13 protein-coding genes and 1 tRNA gene are annotated in these 16,042 nt (G+C 62.9%); 3 read left to right on the top strand and 11 right to left on the bottom strand.

The features are described 5' to 3' along the window. Window positions 1-35: 35 nt before the first annotated feature. The gene (locus F8197_RS25900) at window positions 36-482 is read right to left on the bottom strand and encodes a hypothetical protein (RefSeq protein WP_152884753.1); all 447 of its coding nucleotides are present in this window, start codon (window positions 480-482) and stop codon (window positions 36-38) included. A 111-nt stretch (window positions 483-593) separates the two neighbouring features. On the opposite strand from F8197_RS25900, the gene F8197_RS25895 reads away from it, so the two are divergent. Beyond that, the gene (locus F8197_RS25895) at window positions 594-1,898 is read left to right on the top strand and encodes a BNR repeat-containing protein (RefSeq protein ID WP_227012426.1); all 1,305 of its coding nucleotides are present in this window, start codon (window positions 594-596) and stop codon (window positions 1,896-1,898) included. A 13-nt stretch (window positions 1,899-1,911) separates the two neighbouring features. On the opposite strand, the gene F8197_RS25890 is transcribed toward F8197_RS25895, so the two are convergent. The 5 genes from F8197_RS25890 to F8197_RS25870 form a co-directional block, all read right to left on the bottom strand. Next, window positions 1,912-2,649 (bottom strand): choice-of-anchor J domain-containing protein, encoded by a 738-nt coding sequence (locus F8197_RS25890; protein WP_152884749.1) that lies wholly within the window; start codon window positions 2,647-2,649, stop codon window positions 1,912-1,914. 175 nt (window positions 2,650-2,824) lie between these two features. Continuing rightward, complete coding sequence (locus F8197_RS25885) at window positions 2,825-3,331, bottom strand: hypothetical protein (RefSeq protein WP_152884748.1); 507 nt, start codon at window positions 3,329-3,331, stop codon at window positions 2,825-2,827. A 103-nt stretch (window positions 3,332-3,434) separates the two neighbouring features. After that, entirely contained in the window at window positions 3,435-4,019 is a 585-nt protein-coding gene (locus F8197_RS25880) for a hypothetical protein (RefSeq protein WP_152884746.1), read from the bottom strand. Between the two features lie 259 nt (window positions 4,020-4,278). Continuing rightward, window positions 4,279-4,363, bottom strand: a tRNA-Leu gene (locus tag F8197_RS25875). A 78-nt stretch (window positions 4,364-4,441) separates the two neighbouring features. Continuing rightward, window positions 4,442-6,361 (bottom strand): AAA family ATPase, encoded by a 1,920-nt coding sequence (locus tag F8197_RS25870; protein ID WP_152884744.1) that lies wholly within the window; start codon window positions 6,359-6,361, stop codon window positions 4,442-4,444. Between the two features lie 89 nt (window positions 6,362-6,450). Here F8197_RS25870 and F8197_RS25865 point away from each other — a divergent pair, with 89 nt between their 5' ends. Continuing rightward, complete coding sequence (locus F8197_RS25865; protein WP_152884742.1) at window positions 6,451-6,831, top strand: hypothetical protein; 381 nt, start codon at window positions 6,451-6,453, stop codon at window positions 6,829-6,831. Window positions 6,832-6,858: 27 nt separating this feature from the next. Beyond that, window positions 6,859-7,251: a gel scht gene (locus F8197_RS25860; RefSeq protein ID WP_152884740.1), complete on the top strand. Its 393-nt coding sequence runs from the start codon at window positions 6,859-6,861 to the stop codon at window positions 7,249-7,251. Window positions 7,252-7,295: 44 nt separating this feature from the next. On the opposite strand, the gene F8197_RS25855 is transcribed toward F8197_RS25860, so the two are convergent. From F8197_RS25855 to F8197_RS25835, 5 genes are all read right to left on the bottom strand, one after another. Then, window positions 7,296-9,020 carry a glycosyltransferase family 39 protein gene (locus F8197_RS25855; protein ID WP_152884738.1) on the bottom strand — a complete coding sequence of 575 codons (1,725 nt, stop codon included), beginning with the start codon at window positions 9,018-9,020 and terminating at the stop codon, window positions 7,296-7,298. Between the two features lie 115 nt (window positions 9,021-9,135). After that, entirely contained in the window at window positions 9,136-9,405 is a 270-nt protein-coding gene (locus tag F8197_RS25850) for a type B 50S ribosomal protein L31 (protein WP_056137927.1), read from the bottom strand. Between the two features lie 168 nt (window positions 9,406-9,573). Continuing rightward, complete coding sequence (gene rho / locus F8197_RS25845; RefSeq protein ID WP_026637540.1) at window positions 9,574-10,836, bottom strand: transcription termination factor Rho; 1,263 nt, start codon at window positions 10,834-10,836, stop codon at window positions 9,574-9,576. A 171-nt stretch (window positions 10,837-11,007) separates the two neighbouring features. Continuing rightward, on the bottom strand, window positions 11,008-11,334 hold the full coding sequence (gene trxA / locus F8197_RS25840; RefSeq protein WP_019923242.1) for a thioredoxin TrxA: 327 nt from the start codon (window positions 11,332-11,334) through the stop codon (window positions 11,008-11,010). A gap of 199 nt (window positions 11,335-11,533) precedes the next feature. Next, a complete protein-coding gene (locus F8197_RS25835; RefSeq protein ID WP_152884736.1) occupies window positions 11,534-15,829 on the bottom strand; it encodes a PAS domain S-box protein in 4,296 nt (1,431 codons plus the stop codon). Between the last annotated feature and the right edge of the window lie 213 nt (window positions 15,830-16,042).

Genomic DNA, 16,042 nt, shown 5'->3' with positions numbered 1-16,042 from the left:
TGAGACTACTCGATTGCTACCCGATGAGTAGCTGGTCAGTAGTCGAATTTTTTGCTTTTGGCGCCCTGTTTTGCGGCCAGTTCCAGCGCACGCGCCTTCTCCTGTTCGTCCCGGCGCTGGCGCGCTTCGGCTGCCGCCTGCTTGCGGCGCGCGTTGTGCTGAGCAATACGCTGCTGGGTATGCATGCCGTGCTTGCTGTTTTCCAGCAGCGCCATTTTCTGGCGCATGGCCAGCGCCCAGATCACGAAGATGAGTATTAGCGCCAGCAGGTAGCACAGCTGCCACACGCCATAGTTCTGGCTGATAATGGGAAACAGCGGTGCGGCGCGCTCCAGCCACCCTTGCCCGAGTATGCCCAGCACCCCGGCGAACACGCCCAGCAAAACGGTCTTGGTAATCATCCAGCGGGTTGCCTTGACGCGCTGTTCCCAGAATTGCAGGGGATCGGCATGCAGGGCGGGGTCGAAACTGTCGGTGCTCATGGGGTTGGGAAAGTGGGCGGCGTGGTCGGATACGCAGGTTGGATATTATGGCATATTTCCCGTGCAGAAATAAGAGTATCAGAGGAGACATGTTGCATGTATGGTATTGATTTGATTGATAAATATCTGGTGGCGGGCATATTGGCGGCCAGTGTTGTCACCGTTGCCACAGCGGCGCCCGTGGAGACGCTGGTCGGCCCGGGCTGGGCCAATAATTCCGTCAACGCCGTGGTGTTTCGCAAGAATTCGCTGGTGTCCGACCGCGACTACCAGTACGTCGGCTATTACGACGCCGAACGCTACCTTGTGCTGGGCAAGCGCAAGCTCGGCGACGCGCACTGGACCGTGCACCGTACCCGATACCAGGGCAACGCCGCCGACGCCCACAACGCCATCAGCCTGATGCTCGACGGCGCCGGCATCCTGCACGTGGCGTGGGACCACCACAATAACGCGCTGCGCTACGCGCGCGGCGTGCAGCCGGGGTCGCTCGAACTGGGGCCCAAGCAGTCGATGGTGGGGCAGGACGAAGACACCGTCTCGTACCCCGAGTTTTACCGCCTGCCGGACGGCCGGCTGCTGTTCTTCTACCGCCTGGGCGGCTCGGGCCGGGGCGACCTGGTGATCAACCGCTACGACCCGGCCAGCGCCACCTGGACCCGGCTGCACACAAACCTGATCACGGGCGAGGGCAAGCGCAACGCCTACTGGCAGGCGTTTCTCGACCACCAGGGCACCTTGCACGTGTCGTGGGTATGGCGCGAATCGCCGGACGTTGCCAGCAACCACGACCTGGGCTATGCGCGCTCGCGCGACGGCGGCGTCACGTGGGAAACCTCCAGCGGCAAACCGTATGCGTTGCCGATCAGCGCCGCCAGCGCCGAATATGCGCTGCGCATCCCGCAAAACAGCGAGTTGATCAACCAGACCTCGATGGCGGCCGATGCCGGCGGCCGGCCCTACATCGCCAGCTACTGGCGCGATCCCGGTTCGACGGTGCCGCAGTACCGCGTGGTGTACCGCGACGCCAAAGGCTGGCAGATGCGCAATCTAGGCTTTCGCCGGACGGCGTTTTCCCTGAGCGGGCAGGGCACCAAGCGGATACCGATCGCGCGGCCGCAAATCATGGTCAGCCTGGACGAGAAGCGGCCTGGTGCGGTACTGGTGTTTCGCGACGAGGAGCGTGGCAGCAAGGTGTCGGTGGCGCGCACCACGGATATCGCGGACGGCAAATGGCAGGTCAGCGACCTGACGGCAGCGTCGGTGGGGTCATGGGAACCGAGTTTCGATACGGAGCTGTGGCGCCGGAGCGGCGTGCTGAGCCTGTTTGTGCAGGACGTGCAGCAAGTCGATGGGGAAGGCCAGGCCGCCGTGGCGGCCCAGCCGGTGCGGGTGCTCGACTGGCACCCGCAGTAGCTTACGCTTGCTGTTACGCCCGGACAGCGCGCGACTTGCGCTTGCGCATCCAGCCGATCAGGCCCAGGCCGGCAGCCATCATCAGGTAGGTTTCCATTTCCGGCACTGCTGCCAGCGGCGTGGAAGTGATGTCGAGGCTGTCGATGCCGATGTAGTTGCCGTTGTTGCCATTAATGCCAGCGTCGGTCAGTACGTAGCGCAAGGCGAACGCGCCGCTGGTGTCGCCGGTCAGGCCGCTCAGGGACACGCTGTACTGCGTCCAGAATTCCGGATAGCCGCTTTGGGCTTGCACTGGATTAATGGACAACAGCAAGGTGTCGAAGGTGCCGACGCTGGTTGCGGTGGTGCCGACATCGACGCCGCCAACCGTGCTGAAACGCACTTCCAGATTGTCCGGGAATGCCGAGTTTGCGTCGGTGCGGGTGAAGAACGACAGCGTATCGCCGTTGCGGTACGTGGACGTTGGCAGGATCAGCCAGTCGCTGATGGTGCCCAAGCCCAGCACTGCATTGTAGTTGGACGAAACATAGGAATCGGCCGCACCATCGTAGGCGCCGAATATGGTGGTGCTGCCCGTGGTCCAGCTGGTGAAGCCGGTCGGAGCGCTGTTGTTGACAGTCGTCCAGCCCAACGGAATGCCGTTATCGAAGTTTTCGGTGAGCGCATCGGCCGAAGCGGTGCCAACTGCGCTGAACGACAGGGCTACGGCCATTGCCAACGGCATCAATGCGGATTTAAACGAAACAGCCATCTCAGACCTCCAATGTAAGTTGTGATTCGACTAATGCCGATGGTCAAAGTTTGTATACTGCTTGAAATCCAATGAAACTTACAGCAACTTTTGTATCGTTTTTATTATATTTCAGACAGTTTACACTTGGCGCAGCTTACGCTGGAGCTCGGTTTAACAGCCTGGCTGGCAGCACTTAACGCTGCTGCGCCATAGAGCCGAGCGCGACTTTAAGGGTGTCGCTGTCGAGTCCGTTAAAGATGTTCGGATGCTGTGCAAACAGCGTTGCTATGCGTTCCACAATGCCAGGGTTGTGTTGCTGCGCCACAACGGCGATTTCGGCAACCTGCGGCGGCGTGATGTCGGCGATTTGCTCTGTGGAAAGATGTGGGTGGCCATTCTCGGTAAACAGCGTGCCGACGCTGCCGGCCAGCGCGGACAACATGGTCGGGCTGACATTGTCCAGCAGCAAGTTCAGCAGTTCGGTGCGCAGGCCGCTGTCGCTGCGGAAGAACAGCTGGCTGACCATTTGCGCAAACGGCGGCGTGTCGTCCGACAGGAAGGCCCGGGCAATGCCCTGGGCGACCGACGATTGCGATTGTTCGCCGACGATATGCTTGAAGGCTTGCGCCACGCCGTCGGGATCGGCGGCAGTGACGTGGCCGGCATGTTGTTGCAATAAACTTCCCAGATCGAATCCCATGACAGCTCCCGGAGGTAAAAATCGCAGCATAGTCCGGGGTGGTGGGGCGGTCTGTTCGCAGTCGCACCATGCACTATGCATGGTCGGGCCCGCTGCCTTGCTGCTAGTCGGTCATGACGATGTCGCGCAGTTGCTTGCCTTCGAAATAGAGGATCCGGCACGACGCTTCACCGAAGCACAGGCCGACTGCCTGCTGGGCGATATGCACTGTCTCGCACGGGTTACCAGGATGGCAGGCCGGCAAGTAGTCGCCTGCTTCAATCATCGACAGGCGCGGCGGGTTGGCATCGCTGTCCTCATAGCTGAAGGTTTTCAGGATGCCGGCGTAGCCGCCGCCAGGCGTAAAAGTGACCATCACCGCGCCGGCCAGCTTCTGCTCGTCGTTGTACATCAGCTGGACCACATCGTCGGTGTCCGCTGTCTGAATATGCCCCCTGATACTGGGCAAAAGCATTGCCATCCAGCCGGTGGGCGTTTGCACGCCATGCTTGTTGGCGTAGGCAACGATCTTGTCCACATCCGCTTGCGATGTCGGCGGCGTGTTCGGGGGAACCGTGTCCTCCGGGGGCGTGGTCGCCGTGGTGGCAACAGCGGGAACAGCGGCGCTGCTCGCTGCCGAGGCGGCAAAAGTCAGCAGACAGGCGGCAGCAATTTGTGCCAGCTGGCGCGGGATGTGGGAAATTCGCATGGAAAGGTCCGGTGGTATGCGGGCGGGTCGCCGCAATTGCAATCCATGCTAGGCAGTTGGTTCAGGGGCGTCAACAAATGCCTCATTACAGATTGGCAATGTTTTGGAGGTTCAAGATCACCTTCTGAATTAAGGCTTTCTTTAATACACCAAGGTAACTGCTAAACTCGGGATGGGCGACAGGCTACATAACAAAAAACCCGCACTACCTGACGGCAAGCGGGTTTCTATGTATGTACAACTATTTACTTCAAATACCTGGTGCCTCGGGCCGGAATCGAACCGGCACGCCTTTCGGCGGCGGATTTTGAGTCCGCTGCGTCTACCAGTTCCACCACCAAGGCAGGCCTGCATGCAATGCGAGGTACATTATCACTGATTTGCCCCCCAGCCGCAAGACTCGTGACTGGAAATTTTACTGATCAGGCAAGCGCAACCAGGACGGGTTGGCGGACCAGGCGTTGCTGTTGCTCTTCCAGCAGGTCGAAGATGGCGTCCTTCGACAATACGTACTGGTCCATCAGCACGTCCTTCAGCTCGAGGATCTGCTCGCGGTAGTCGGCGATTGCCTGCAGCGTGTAGGTGTACAGTTCGTCCGACTTGGCTTGTACCTGGTCGAGGTCGGTGTCCTTGTGCTTGAACTGGGTGTAGTCGAGCTTGGAGCGCGAATACATCGAGAGCTGGTTCACCATCATGTCGAGCATCGACGTGGCCTTCTGGATGTCGTTCTGGCTGCCCACCGAGATGCCGCGCGCGCCGTAGAACAGTTCTTCCGCCGCCACGCCGCCGTACAGCTGGATCACGTCGCGCTCGAGCTCTTCCAGGGTGCGCAGCGCCACGTCGTCCGAGGCCGACAGCACGTAGCCGAGCGCACCCAGCTTGGAGACCGATTCGGTGCTGATCTTGAGGAACGGCGAGCGTTCCTTCACTTCGGCCAGGGTCATGCCTTCGCGCAGCCACGGGTCGATCTGCATGAAGAAGTGGCCGAGCTCGTGCAGCGCTACGCGCTCGCGCTGACGGGTCTTTTCGGCCGTGGTGGCGCGGTCGGTGAGGCCGATGGTGGCGCGTTCGAAGGCGCGGAACATCAGGTCGGTATCGATGACCTTGTTTTCCTGGATGGCGATCATGCTGGCGCGCTCGACCACTGTTTGCAACAACGCCGGGCTGAGGTTGGCAGTGATCTCGGCCACATGGTCGAGCTTGAGATGGTCCCAATCGACGCAACCGTCGGCCTTGCGCGCCAGGAACGAGCGCAACAGTTCACTGCGTTCGTTCTTGTTGGGCAGGCGGAAATTGACCTTGACCGAGAAGCGGCGCAGCATCGCTTCGTCCATCTTGGTCGAGGCGTCGTCGAAGTTGGACGCCACCACCCAGATCACGCCGGCGCCCTTGTCGCTGCGCACGCCGTCGAGCAGGCCCAGCAGGGTGTTGGCAGTGTCGTCTTCCCATTTTTTTTCGCCGCGGCCGCGCGGCATGAACAGGCCTTGCGCTTCGTCGAGGAAGATGATGCAGCTGCCACGCGCGCATGCCTTGCGGTGCAGCGCGTGCAGCGCCTTGGAGCCGCCGCCGATATAGCCCGACTCCAGCGCCGAGCCCGAGGCCTGGATCAGCGGAATGTCGAGCCGCTTGGCCAGGTAGCCGGCCAGCTTGGTCTTGCCGGTACCGGCCGGGCCGGTCAGCATCACGTTGAACGGCTTGTCGATGTCGTGCTCGCGGTAGACGGCACGGTTGCGGATCATGTCTTCCAGGTGCAGCACTTCCTGCTTGATGTCTTCCATGCCGATCAGGTCGTCCATGCTGCCGGTCAGCTGGTCGGGAGTGAGCACGGTGGCGTTGACGCCGGTGCCGGGCAGGCCGTGGCGCAGCAGGAACAGCACCACGCACACGAGCAGAATGTCGATCGCGTGGCGCTTGAGGAAGCCGCCGGCGCGCGCCATGGCGCTGTCTTCCTCGTCCACCAGCACGGCCTTGTGCGAGGCCAGGTAGTCTTCGCGGGCGATGGCGTAGGGAATGTTATTGCGCAGCAGAACTTCGCGCTCCAGGCTCAGGTGCGAGGTGCTGGGCACTTTCACCACGCGCAGCAGCGGGTCGTCCTTGAGCTTGATGATGTAGCGCGGCGCTTCCGACAGCGGCGCGGCGATCAGCAGGTACTCGAGCTTGTTGCGCTGGCCGGCCAGCGCCGTGATGACGGAAATGTCCTGGGTGCGCAGCAGCGGGCTGGTGTCTTGTGGCACTTCCTTGCGCCAGCCGACGATGACCGCGATGCCGATCGCGACAATCAGCAGGGCGATACGGACGTAGTTGTTGCGTAAGGCAGTTTGAAGTTTATGCAGTGTAAACATGTGGGCGCTATCCAGTGTGGGCAGCTGGTGTCGGGCTGGGCGCGGGGGTAGGGCGCAGCAGCCGAGGCCGCCAAGGGCCGGCGCGCGGTGTGGCGCAGCCGGAATTGCGTTTCTGGACGGATATTATGAAAATAACATGCCCTGAGGCAACTCGTCCTGTTCAGCACTATAGCTGGCTTACCGGCGTTTGTATCGCACTGCGGCGAAAAAAAATGGCGCCCGCAACAGCAACGGCGCCTTTCGTGGCAGGGCTTGCAAGTATTTCGGCGCGTTGTGCGCCGCTGGCGTTATCAACTTGTCGACATTGCCTGGAATTTTCAGACAGCGTCCATTCATCGCGCGATTTTGCAGTTGATACCGGCGGATTGGCGGCTGGTCGCAAACGCCGGATTTTATGGTCCGGGCTTGTTAAGGTGCTTACATCAGCCGCTGCAAACAAGAAGCACAGCGGTGATGCCGAAACCCCTTGATTGCCTCAACCACTTACGGAGCTCACCATGAAAACCACCCTGATCGCCCTCGCCGCCGCCCTCGCTTTTTCCGCCCTGCCTGCCGCCCATGCCCGGCAAATCCAGGAAAATATTCCGCAAGTAAAAGTGAGCAGCAGCGTGTATGTTTCGCCCAGCGAGCTGGCCGATTACACCAACGCTTACCGGCTGACCAATGGCCAGATCGTGCGTTTTACCCAAAGCGGCGATCGCTTGTACACCCAGGTGGACAAAGGCCGTCGCGTCCGGGTCATACCTGTATCGAATAAAGAATTCATCAGCGAAGAAGGCGCCCGCATCGTGTTCCGCGACTATGGCGACGAAGTGGGCATCACCAATTTTGAAAAGCTGCCGATGGCGCAGGTCTTGCCGGCCAATACCATCGTCGTGGCACGCCGTTGATGCGGCGCGCAGGATCGGCGGTCCCGCCGATCCTGGCCAACCAGTCAGTCAGCGCGCCGATACAGGCGGAAACGCTCATCCCGATCGGCCGGACGCCGGCCTTCCCACAATAAAATCCACTGCTTGCCGCGATGGTGCGGCGCGACGTCGCGGTTGTCGCGCGCGCGCGTGCTTTCCTGTAGCAGCAACAGGCTGCAACGCCCGCCTTCGACGCCGGTGAACGGCAGTTGCGCATAGTAGGCGAACGAGGCGCGCTGCGCCGGTCCCACATTGGTTTCGATGCAGTCCGCGTTTGGCGGCAGCTTCTGGGCGATCTGACGCGCCACGCCGGCGTAGCTCTTGCTGTAGTTGAGGTCGGGCAGGAATAGCGTCATCAGCAAAATCCAGATCAGGATCAGGCCGCCTGACGACAGCACCACGGCGCGCCACAGTACGGTCGGCCGGCGCGCCACGCGCCAGTGCACCAGCGCGAACCAGCCGGCAGTGGCAATCGCCGCCACCGGGACCGCGACCGCGCCCACTTCCGGCGTAAAGCCCGGCACCAGTTTCAGGGCGTTCTTGGCCGCCTGCGCCGGCCAGCCGGTCAGCTTGGCGAACCAGAAGATCCAGATCACGGCCGCGCACAAGGTCAGCGCCATTACCGAGAACCAGTCGATGGCGTTGATGGCGCCGCGCTTCATGGTGAGCAGGCCAAAGGCGGCCATCACCGCCAGCGGCGGCAGCAGGATCAATAATTGCCCCTGTTCGGGCGCGGTGGCGCACAGCGCCATGATGGCGCCCATGGTGACGAACGCCAGCGGCACCACGATGTGCAGCGCCAGGCGCTGGCGGCGCCAGGCCCAGATGGCCCAGCCGGCGAACGGCCAGGCCGGCCAGAAGAACCACACGCCCACGCGGAAGAAGAATTTATAGGCCAACACGGTGGGCAAGCCGAACTGCGCCAGGTGCAGCGCGCTCCAGTTCTGCACCGGGTGCTGGTGGTACGGTTGCAGCAAGTGCGCTGGCACGATCCAGATCGCGGTCACGGCGGCAGCCACCAGGAACGCCAGGCCCAGGTCGCGCAGCGCGCGGCCCACGGGCTGGGCCAGCAAGCGCGTACAGGCGAACACGGCCAGCATGAAGCACACCGGCGTTACCCAGCCATGAGTGAGCGTGAGCAGGCCGATGGCCAGGCCGCTGAGCGCCGCGTTGCGTAGCGACGGCGCTTCCACGTAGCGCACGGTGCGGTACAACATGAAGGCGGTGAGCGAGACGCGCAGCGCGTCGGCCGTGGTTTCGTGGCTGTGGACCAGCAAGCCCAGGCAGCCGAGGTAGATCAGGACGGCGGCGTCGGCCAGGGTGCGGCCAAAATCGTCGGGTTCGGGCTGGCCGCCGAAGGCGAGGCGCAGCGGCTGCGCATCCTGGCGCCGGCCGAGGTTGAAGGTGGCGTACCACAGCGACAGCACGCCGAACAGGAAGATGGCCACCGTGCCGACCCTGGCGGCCAGCACATCGCCCAGCAGCCAGCCGAACAGCTTGATGCCGAGCGCACCGATCCAGAACGCCAGCGGGCCGTCGTCGGGAATTGCCAGGCCGGCGATATTCGGTACCAGCCAGTCTTGCCAGGTGCCGTGCGCCATGGTCCACATGATGCCGAAGCTGGCGGCGTCGTCGTTCTTCCACGGCTCGCGGCCAATCAGTCCGGGCAGAATATAGAGCAGGCCGAGGGCAAACAGGGCCAGGCGCGGCAGGGCCAGCGTGGCGGCGGCGGGAAGACGAACTGGCTTCATCGATCAGAGTGCAAATTGAGGTAGACGGGAGTATGAAGGAAAACCGGGCGCCCGGCAGGGAGCCACAAATAAAAAAAGCAGCCAGAGGCTGCTTTTTTGACTGGCTCGGGGGGAATTAACCTGCCGCGACAGCGGTTTTCGAACCGACGGTACCGAATTTCTGACGGAACTTCTCGACGCGGCCAGCGGTGTCGACGATTTTGTGTTTGCCGGTGTAGAACGGGTGCGATTCAGCCGACACCTCGATCTTGATCAGAGGGTAGTCTTTACCTTCGTGATTGATCGTTTCGCGGGTGGCGATGGTCGAACGGGTAACGAATTTGAAGTCGCACGACAGGTCGTGGAAAACAACTTCGCGGTAATCTGGATGGGTATTTGCTTTCATTTTGAAGCCTCGGTGAGTTTGGTAGCCAAACAGCACTTCGTCGGTCTGTACTGCTTCTCGACCCGATTGCTGATCACTTGCCAGTGATTAAAAATAGTGCAACCGCCGATTATACAGCGGTATACGGACACAGGCAACCACTCGGGTTGCCTGTCGGGGCGGAGGTAATTAACCGCCGCGGCGCATCATGTCGAAGAACTCGGTATTGGTCTTCGTGGCGCGCATCTTGTCGAGGATGAACTCCATCGCTTCGATCTCGTCCATCGAGTACAGCAGCTTGCGCAGGATCCAGATTTTTTGCAGCTGGTCCGGCTTGATCAAGAGTTCTTCGCGGCGGGTGCCCGATTTGTTCAGGTTGATCGCCGGGTACACGCGTTTCTCGGCCAGGCGGCGCTCCAGGTGCACCTCCATGTTGCCGGTACCCTTGAATTCTTCGTAGATCACGTCGTCCATGCGCGAGCCGGTTTCGATCAGCGCGGTGGCGATGATGGTCAGCGAACCGCCTTCTTCGATGTTACGGGCAGCGCCGAAGAAGCGTTTCGGGCGTTGCAGCGCGTTGGCGTCCACACCGCCGGTCAGCACCTTGCCCGACGCCGGGATCACGGTGTTGTAGGCGCGGGCCAGGCGGGTGATCGAGTCGAGCAGGATCACCACGTCTTTTTTCATTTCGACCAGGCGCTTGGCTTTTTCCAGCACCATCTCGGCAACCTGCACGTGGCGGGTGGCCGGTTCGTCGAAGGTCGATGCGACCACTTCGCCGCGTACCGAGCGTTGCATCTCGGTCACTTCTTCCGGGCGCTCGTCGATCAGCAGCACGATCAGGGTGACGTCGGGGTGGTTCGAGGTGATCGCGTGGGCGATGTGCTGCAGCATCACGGATTTACCGGACTTCGGCGAAGCGACCAGCAGGCCGCGCTGGCCCTTGCCGATCGGTGCGATCAGGTCGACGATACGGCCGGTGATGTTCTCGGTGCCGTTGATGTCGCGCTCGAGGCGCAGCGGCTCGTTCGGGTGCAGCGGCGTCAGGTTCTCAAACAGTATGCGGTGTTTCGAGGCTTCCGGCGATTCGCCGTTGACCTTGTCTACCTTGACCAGCGCGAAATAGCGTTCGCCGTCTTTCGGGGTGCGCACTTCGCCTTCGATCGAATCGCCGGTGTGCAGGTTGAAGCGGCGGATTTGCGATGGCGAGATATAGATGTCGTCGGTTGAGGCCATGTAGCTGGCGTCGGGCGAGCGCAGGAAGCCGAAGCCGTCCGGCAGCACTTCGAGGGCGCCGTCGCCGAAAATCTGCTCGCCGGATTTGGCGCGCTTTTTCAGGATCGCGAACATCAGCTCCTGCTTGCGCAGGCGGGCCGCGTTGTCGATATCAAGACCGATGGCCATCTCCAGCAACGCCGAGACGTGTAAGGCCTTTAATTCAGATAGATGCATATGTGTTGAGTGTCCCGTGACGGGAAAGTAAAGGTAGGGGAGGGAACTGCGTGGTGTTGTCTGTTTATTTATATAAAACGCGTTGCGGTCGGGCCGTACGCTGTTTTCCGGATCTGAGGCGGCTGCTTCTGCGGGCGCAGAATCAGCCGTCTGTCCGCAATACTATCTTACTTAGATATTGCTGTCGATGAAACTAGTCAACTGACCTTTGGCCATGGCGCCGACTTTTTGTGCCGCTGGCACGCCGTTCTTGAACAGGATCAGGGTAGGAATACCGCGGATACCGAACTTGGCGGGCACTGCCTGGTTCGAATCGACGTCCATCTTGGCGATGGTGATCTTGCCGTCGTATTCCTTGGCGACTTCTTCCAGGATCGGGGCGATGCTCTTGCAAGGACCGCACCATTCGGCCCAGAAGTCGACCAGCACTGGGCGGTCGGATTTCAGCACGTCGGCATCAAAAGAAGTATCGGTGATGTGTTTGATATTTTCGCTCATATTTTCCTCAATCGAGGTGTGGGATCAATAACGCCTGGGGATGATGCCAGTGTTGCCGTTAAGCCAGTTACAGAGAATACATGGCGACTATGTGCGCGAATTCAATGTCTGGAATAGGGAAGGCAACAAAGGTCGGCAGGCGGGAATGGATCAAATCATAACCCATTTTTTATAAATGTGCGGAGATTGAGTTTTGACGTCAATTTTCGTCGGCAAACGTGGTGTTATTCATAATCTGCTCGGTAATCTGTTCCAGCAGCGGCCATAGCCTGGCCAGGATGGCGCGGGCGGTGGCCAGGTTGACGGCGTCGCTGGCGCTCGTCGGCAGCAGTTCCAGGCTGGCGAACATTTCACCCATGCCCAGCGCCCCCACCGTGCGCGCCGGCGACTTGAGGCGGTGGCCCAGTTCGCGCACCTGCGCCAGGTCGCCGCGTTTTAATGCCACTTCCATCGCCGACAGTCCCTCCTGGGCATTGTGCAGGAACTTGAAGGCGAACTTGCGCACCTTTTCCGGGTGGTAACCGAGCAGCTTGGCCAGGATCGACAGGTCGATCACGGCCGGGTCGCCGGCCAGGGTGGGCTTGAAGGCGGGGCGTACGGCGGGCCGCTCGCGCTCGGGCGTGAGGCCCAGGCGCTGCACCGGCAGCCAGCTGGCGATGGTGCGGTACATCAGCGCTGGCTGGATCGGCTTGGAGATGAAGTCGTCCATGCCGGCGGCGATGCAGCGGGCGCGGTCCTCGCTGGTGGCGGTGGCGGTCATGGCCAGCACCCGCAGGCCGTTCAGGCGCGGATCGGCGCGGATGCGGCGGGTCGCCTCCAGCCCGTCCATCAGCGGCATCTGCACGTCCATCAGCACGCAATCGAAGGCGGTCTGGCGCAGCAGGTCGAGCGCTTCCTGGCCGTTGGCCGCCAGGCACACCGACGAGCCCACATCTTCCAGCATCTCCAGCGCGATCTGCTGGTTGAAGGTGTTGTCCTCCACCAGCAGGATGCGGGCGTCCTTGAGCGTGGTGATGACGGCGGCGGTCTGGGTGGAAGCCAGCAGTTCGGCGGCGGCATCCTGCACCCGTTCGATCACCTGCGGCACGCTGGCGTCGGAAATGCCCAGCCGTGCGGTGAACCAGAACGTGCTGCCCACGCCCGGCTCGCTGCGCACGCCCACCTCGCCGCCCATCAGCTGCGCCAGCTGCTTGCAGATGGCCAGTCCGAGGCCGGTGCCGCCATGCTCGCGCGTGGTGGAGGTGTCGGCCTGCTGGAACGACTGGAACAGGCGGTCGATTTCCAGCTCGGAGAGGCCGATGCCGCAGTCGCTTACTTCAAAGCGCAGCAGGCAACTGCTGGCGTCGGCCACCACCTGGCGCACGCGCACCTCGATGCGGCCCTTTTCGCTGAACTTGATGGCGTTGTTGGTGTAGTTGATCAGCACTTGCCCCAGGCGCAGCGGATCGCCGCGGAGCACGCGCGGCAACGCCGGGTCGAGTTCGAACACCAGTTCCAGTTCGCGGCTGACGGCCTTGGGCGCCACCACCGTGGTCAGCGTCTGGATCACGTGGTCGAGCGCGAAATCGACCTGCTCGATATCGAGCTTGCCAGCCTCGATCTTCGAAATGTCGAGGATGTCGTCGATGATGCCCAGCAGGTGTTCGCCGGCGAAGCGGATCTTTTCCAGGTAGTCGCGCTGGCGCGGATCGAGGTCGGTCTTGAGCGCCAGGTAGGCCATGCCGATCACGCCGTTCATCGGGGTGCGGATCTCATGGCTCATGTGGGCCAGGAACTGGCCCTTGTACTGGCTCGCTTCCTCCGCCTGGTGGCGCGCCTGTTCCAGCTCGCGGGTGCGCATCAGCACCCGTTCTTCGAGGTGTTCGTTCCATTCGCGCAGCTCGTCGGCTCCGCGCTTGCGGTCGCTGATGTCGGTCAGGCTGACCACCACCAGCGGCACGGCGCCGGTGGGATCAAGAATCGGTTCGGCGTTGATCGACAGCCAGCGCATGGCGCCGTCGGGCTGGGTGATGCCCATCACCACGTCGCGTACCGGCAGGCCGGTGACGATGGCCAGGCGCACCGGGTGGCTGACGCGATCGAAAGTGCTGCCGTCCTCGCGCACGCCGCACCACAAACCGTCGCATTCGCCGCGCCGCTCCAGTTCCATCGCGTACGCCAGCATGCGCGCGGCGGCGGCATTACTCTCGAGGATGGCGCCGCCGCCATCGACCATCACCAGGCCGTTGGTGACCGCGTTGAAAATCGATGCGAGCCGCTGGCCCGTCAGACGCAGCGCATCCTCGGCGGCGCGGCGCGCCGTGATATCGGTGAGCATGGCCAGCGTGCCCGCATAATGGCCGGCGTCGGAGCTGATGACGGTGGTCGAGAGCAGGCACCACAACTCGCTGCCGTCGGCGCGGCGCAGGCGGATGTCGCCCTGGACCGCTTCGCCCGCCAGGTGGCGCTGCAGGTGCTGCTTGAGCAGCAGGCGGCCGGCGTCGTCCATGAACTCGGTCATGCCGTGGCCCATCACCTGGTCCACGTCCACGCCCAGCATGGCCGCCATGGTGGGGTTGACGAAGGTGGTGCGGTCGTCGGCGTCGGTCATCCAGATGCCTTCGGCGGCGGTCTGCACGATCAGGCGATACCGTTCGGAGCTGGCGTGCATGGCTTCTTCGGCGCGCTGGCGCTGGGTCATGTCGCGCAGGGTGACGACCACCAGGTGCTGGCCGCCCAGGTCCAGCGGCGCCAGGTGCACCATGGCGGGGAAGGTGCTGCCGTCGGCGCGGTGGGCGTTCATTACCCGGCCCGGCAGGCCGGGGCGGGCAAACAGCTCGCGTGCGCGCCCGGTGCTGCGCATGCTGTCGGGCGCCAGCTGGTCCATGCTGTGCCCGGCCAGGCTGCCCTCGATGCCGAAGCTGCGTGCGCAGGCCGGATTGGCGTAGCGCACCCGCCCGCCCTTGTCGGCGATCAGCATGGCGCCGGGCGTGGCGTCGATCACCGCGCACAGGCGCACCTCCTCGTCGTTGGCGCGCTCGGTGATGTCGGCAAACGTGCCCATGGCGCGCAGCGGGCGGCCGTCGGCGGCGCGTTCAACGACAATCCCGCGCGCCAGCAGCCACTTCCAGCTGCCGTCGCGGCAGCGCATGCGGTGCTCGACGATGAATCGGGCGTTGTGCTCGCTTCTGGCCGCCAGGTATTCGGCCACGTTGCGGTCCACGCGCGCCATATCGTCGGGATGGATGTCGGCGCGCCATTGTTCGATGGCGGACGGGTAATGTTCGTCCTGTCCCAGCAGCTCGCGCGAGCGCGCCGACAAGACCAGTTGGCCGGTGTCCATCTGCCACTCCCACACGCCTTCACCCGAACCTTCCAGCGCCAGGCTGGCCATGCTCTCGGAGCGCGCCAGCTCCAGGCGCGCGCGCCGCAGCGCCCGTGCCTGGCGGCGCAGGCGCCAGACGGCGATGGCCGCAGCAAGCAGGAGGAGGGCCCCGAGGATCGGCAAGCCGTAGCGCAGCAGCGGGTGCACCACGCGCGGCTGGTACAGGAAGCCGTCGAGTCGGAAGTCGGCCGGGAGCATGCCCTGTTCCCGATAGGCCCGGGCAATGGCTTGCCAGCGTTCCGGGTTGCTGTAGCCCAGTTCCACCAGGTCCTGTTGCAGCAGCGGCACCATTTGTCCGGCCTCGTACATCAGTTGTTCGCGGCTGCGGCGCGCCGGGTAGCGCGCGCGTATCAGGTCGGCCATTTCGGCCGGATGGGCCATGGCGTAATGCCAGCCGCGCAGGGTGGCCTGGCGCAGCGCCTCGGCGCGCGCCGGATGTTCGCGCAGCTCGCTTTCGGTGGTGTACAGCACGTCGCCGTAGAAATCGAGGCCGGCGCTGCGCGGCGAGCGCACCTCGAACGGCACCCCGCTGCGTTCGAGCGCGAACGGCGCCTGGGTGGTGTAGAACGACATCGCATCCACCCGGCCGGCAATCAGGTCGTCGAAGTTGTAGGTGTGGGCCAGCTGGTACATGCTGTCGTAACGGACCCCGGTCTTTTTCAGGTAGGCGGTCAGTTCCTCGTTGTTGGGCGCCATCATGATGCGGCTGCCGGGCCACGGGCGGGGCTTGCCGTCGGGGCCCACGCGCACCAGCAGCGCCGCGCCGGAATGCTGGAACACCGACGCCAGCACCACCACGGGCTGGCCCAGCGCGCGCGCCAGCAGCAGCGTGGTGTTGCCCACGCCGTACTGGGCGCGGCCCTCGGCCACGGCCTGCACCGGGTCGTTGCCCGGGGTCGCTTCGAGCAGCGTCACCTCGAGGCCGGCGTCGCGGTAGTAGCCCTGGTCCTGGGCCGCATAGTAGCCGGCGAACTGGAACTGGTGCTGCCACTTGAGCTGGATTGTCACTTTTTCCGCGGCGTCCGCGCCGGTGGCGGTGAGCGCGCCAGCCGCCATGAGCATGCATGTGGCCCACCGGCGCGCCATCTGGCGCCACGATGGCGAAGCGATGCAGGTGCGCGTGCGGAGCAAGGTAGGCCTTTCTGGGGGCGAATTATTCTGTCTGCGGGCAACTATATCAGCTTTAATGGCCGCAATTACCACCGTATGATCCAGATCAAGATGTGTTGCGCGGACGTGAAAAGGCCGTTGCAAAAGACCGGATTTTTGCGGTTTTTCGTGACAAAGGGTGAGATTCCCCAGGCGCTTTTTGGCACCTGTTACTTGCTGTTTGCTAGTGATAGA

It is taken from the genome of Duganella sp. FT27W (genome assembly GCF_009295655.1).
Classification (GTDB): Bacteria; Pseudomonadota; Gammaproteobacteria; order Burkholderiales; family Burkholderiaceae_D; genus Rugamonas; species Rugamonas zoogloeoides.
The sequence above is the reverse complement of the archived record's forward strand: the minus strand, read 5'-3'. Positions and strand labels throughout refer to the sequence as shown.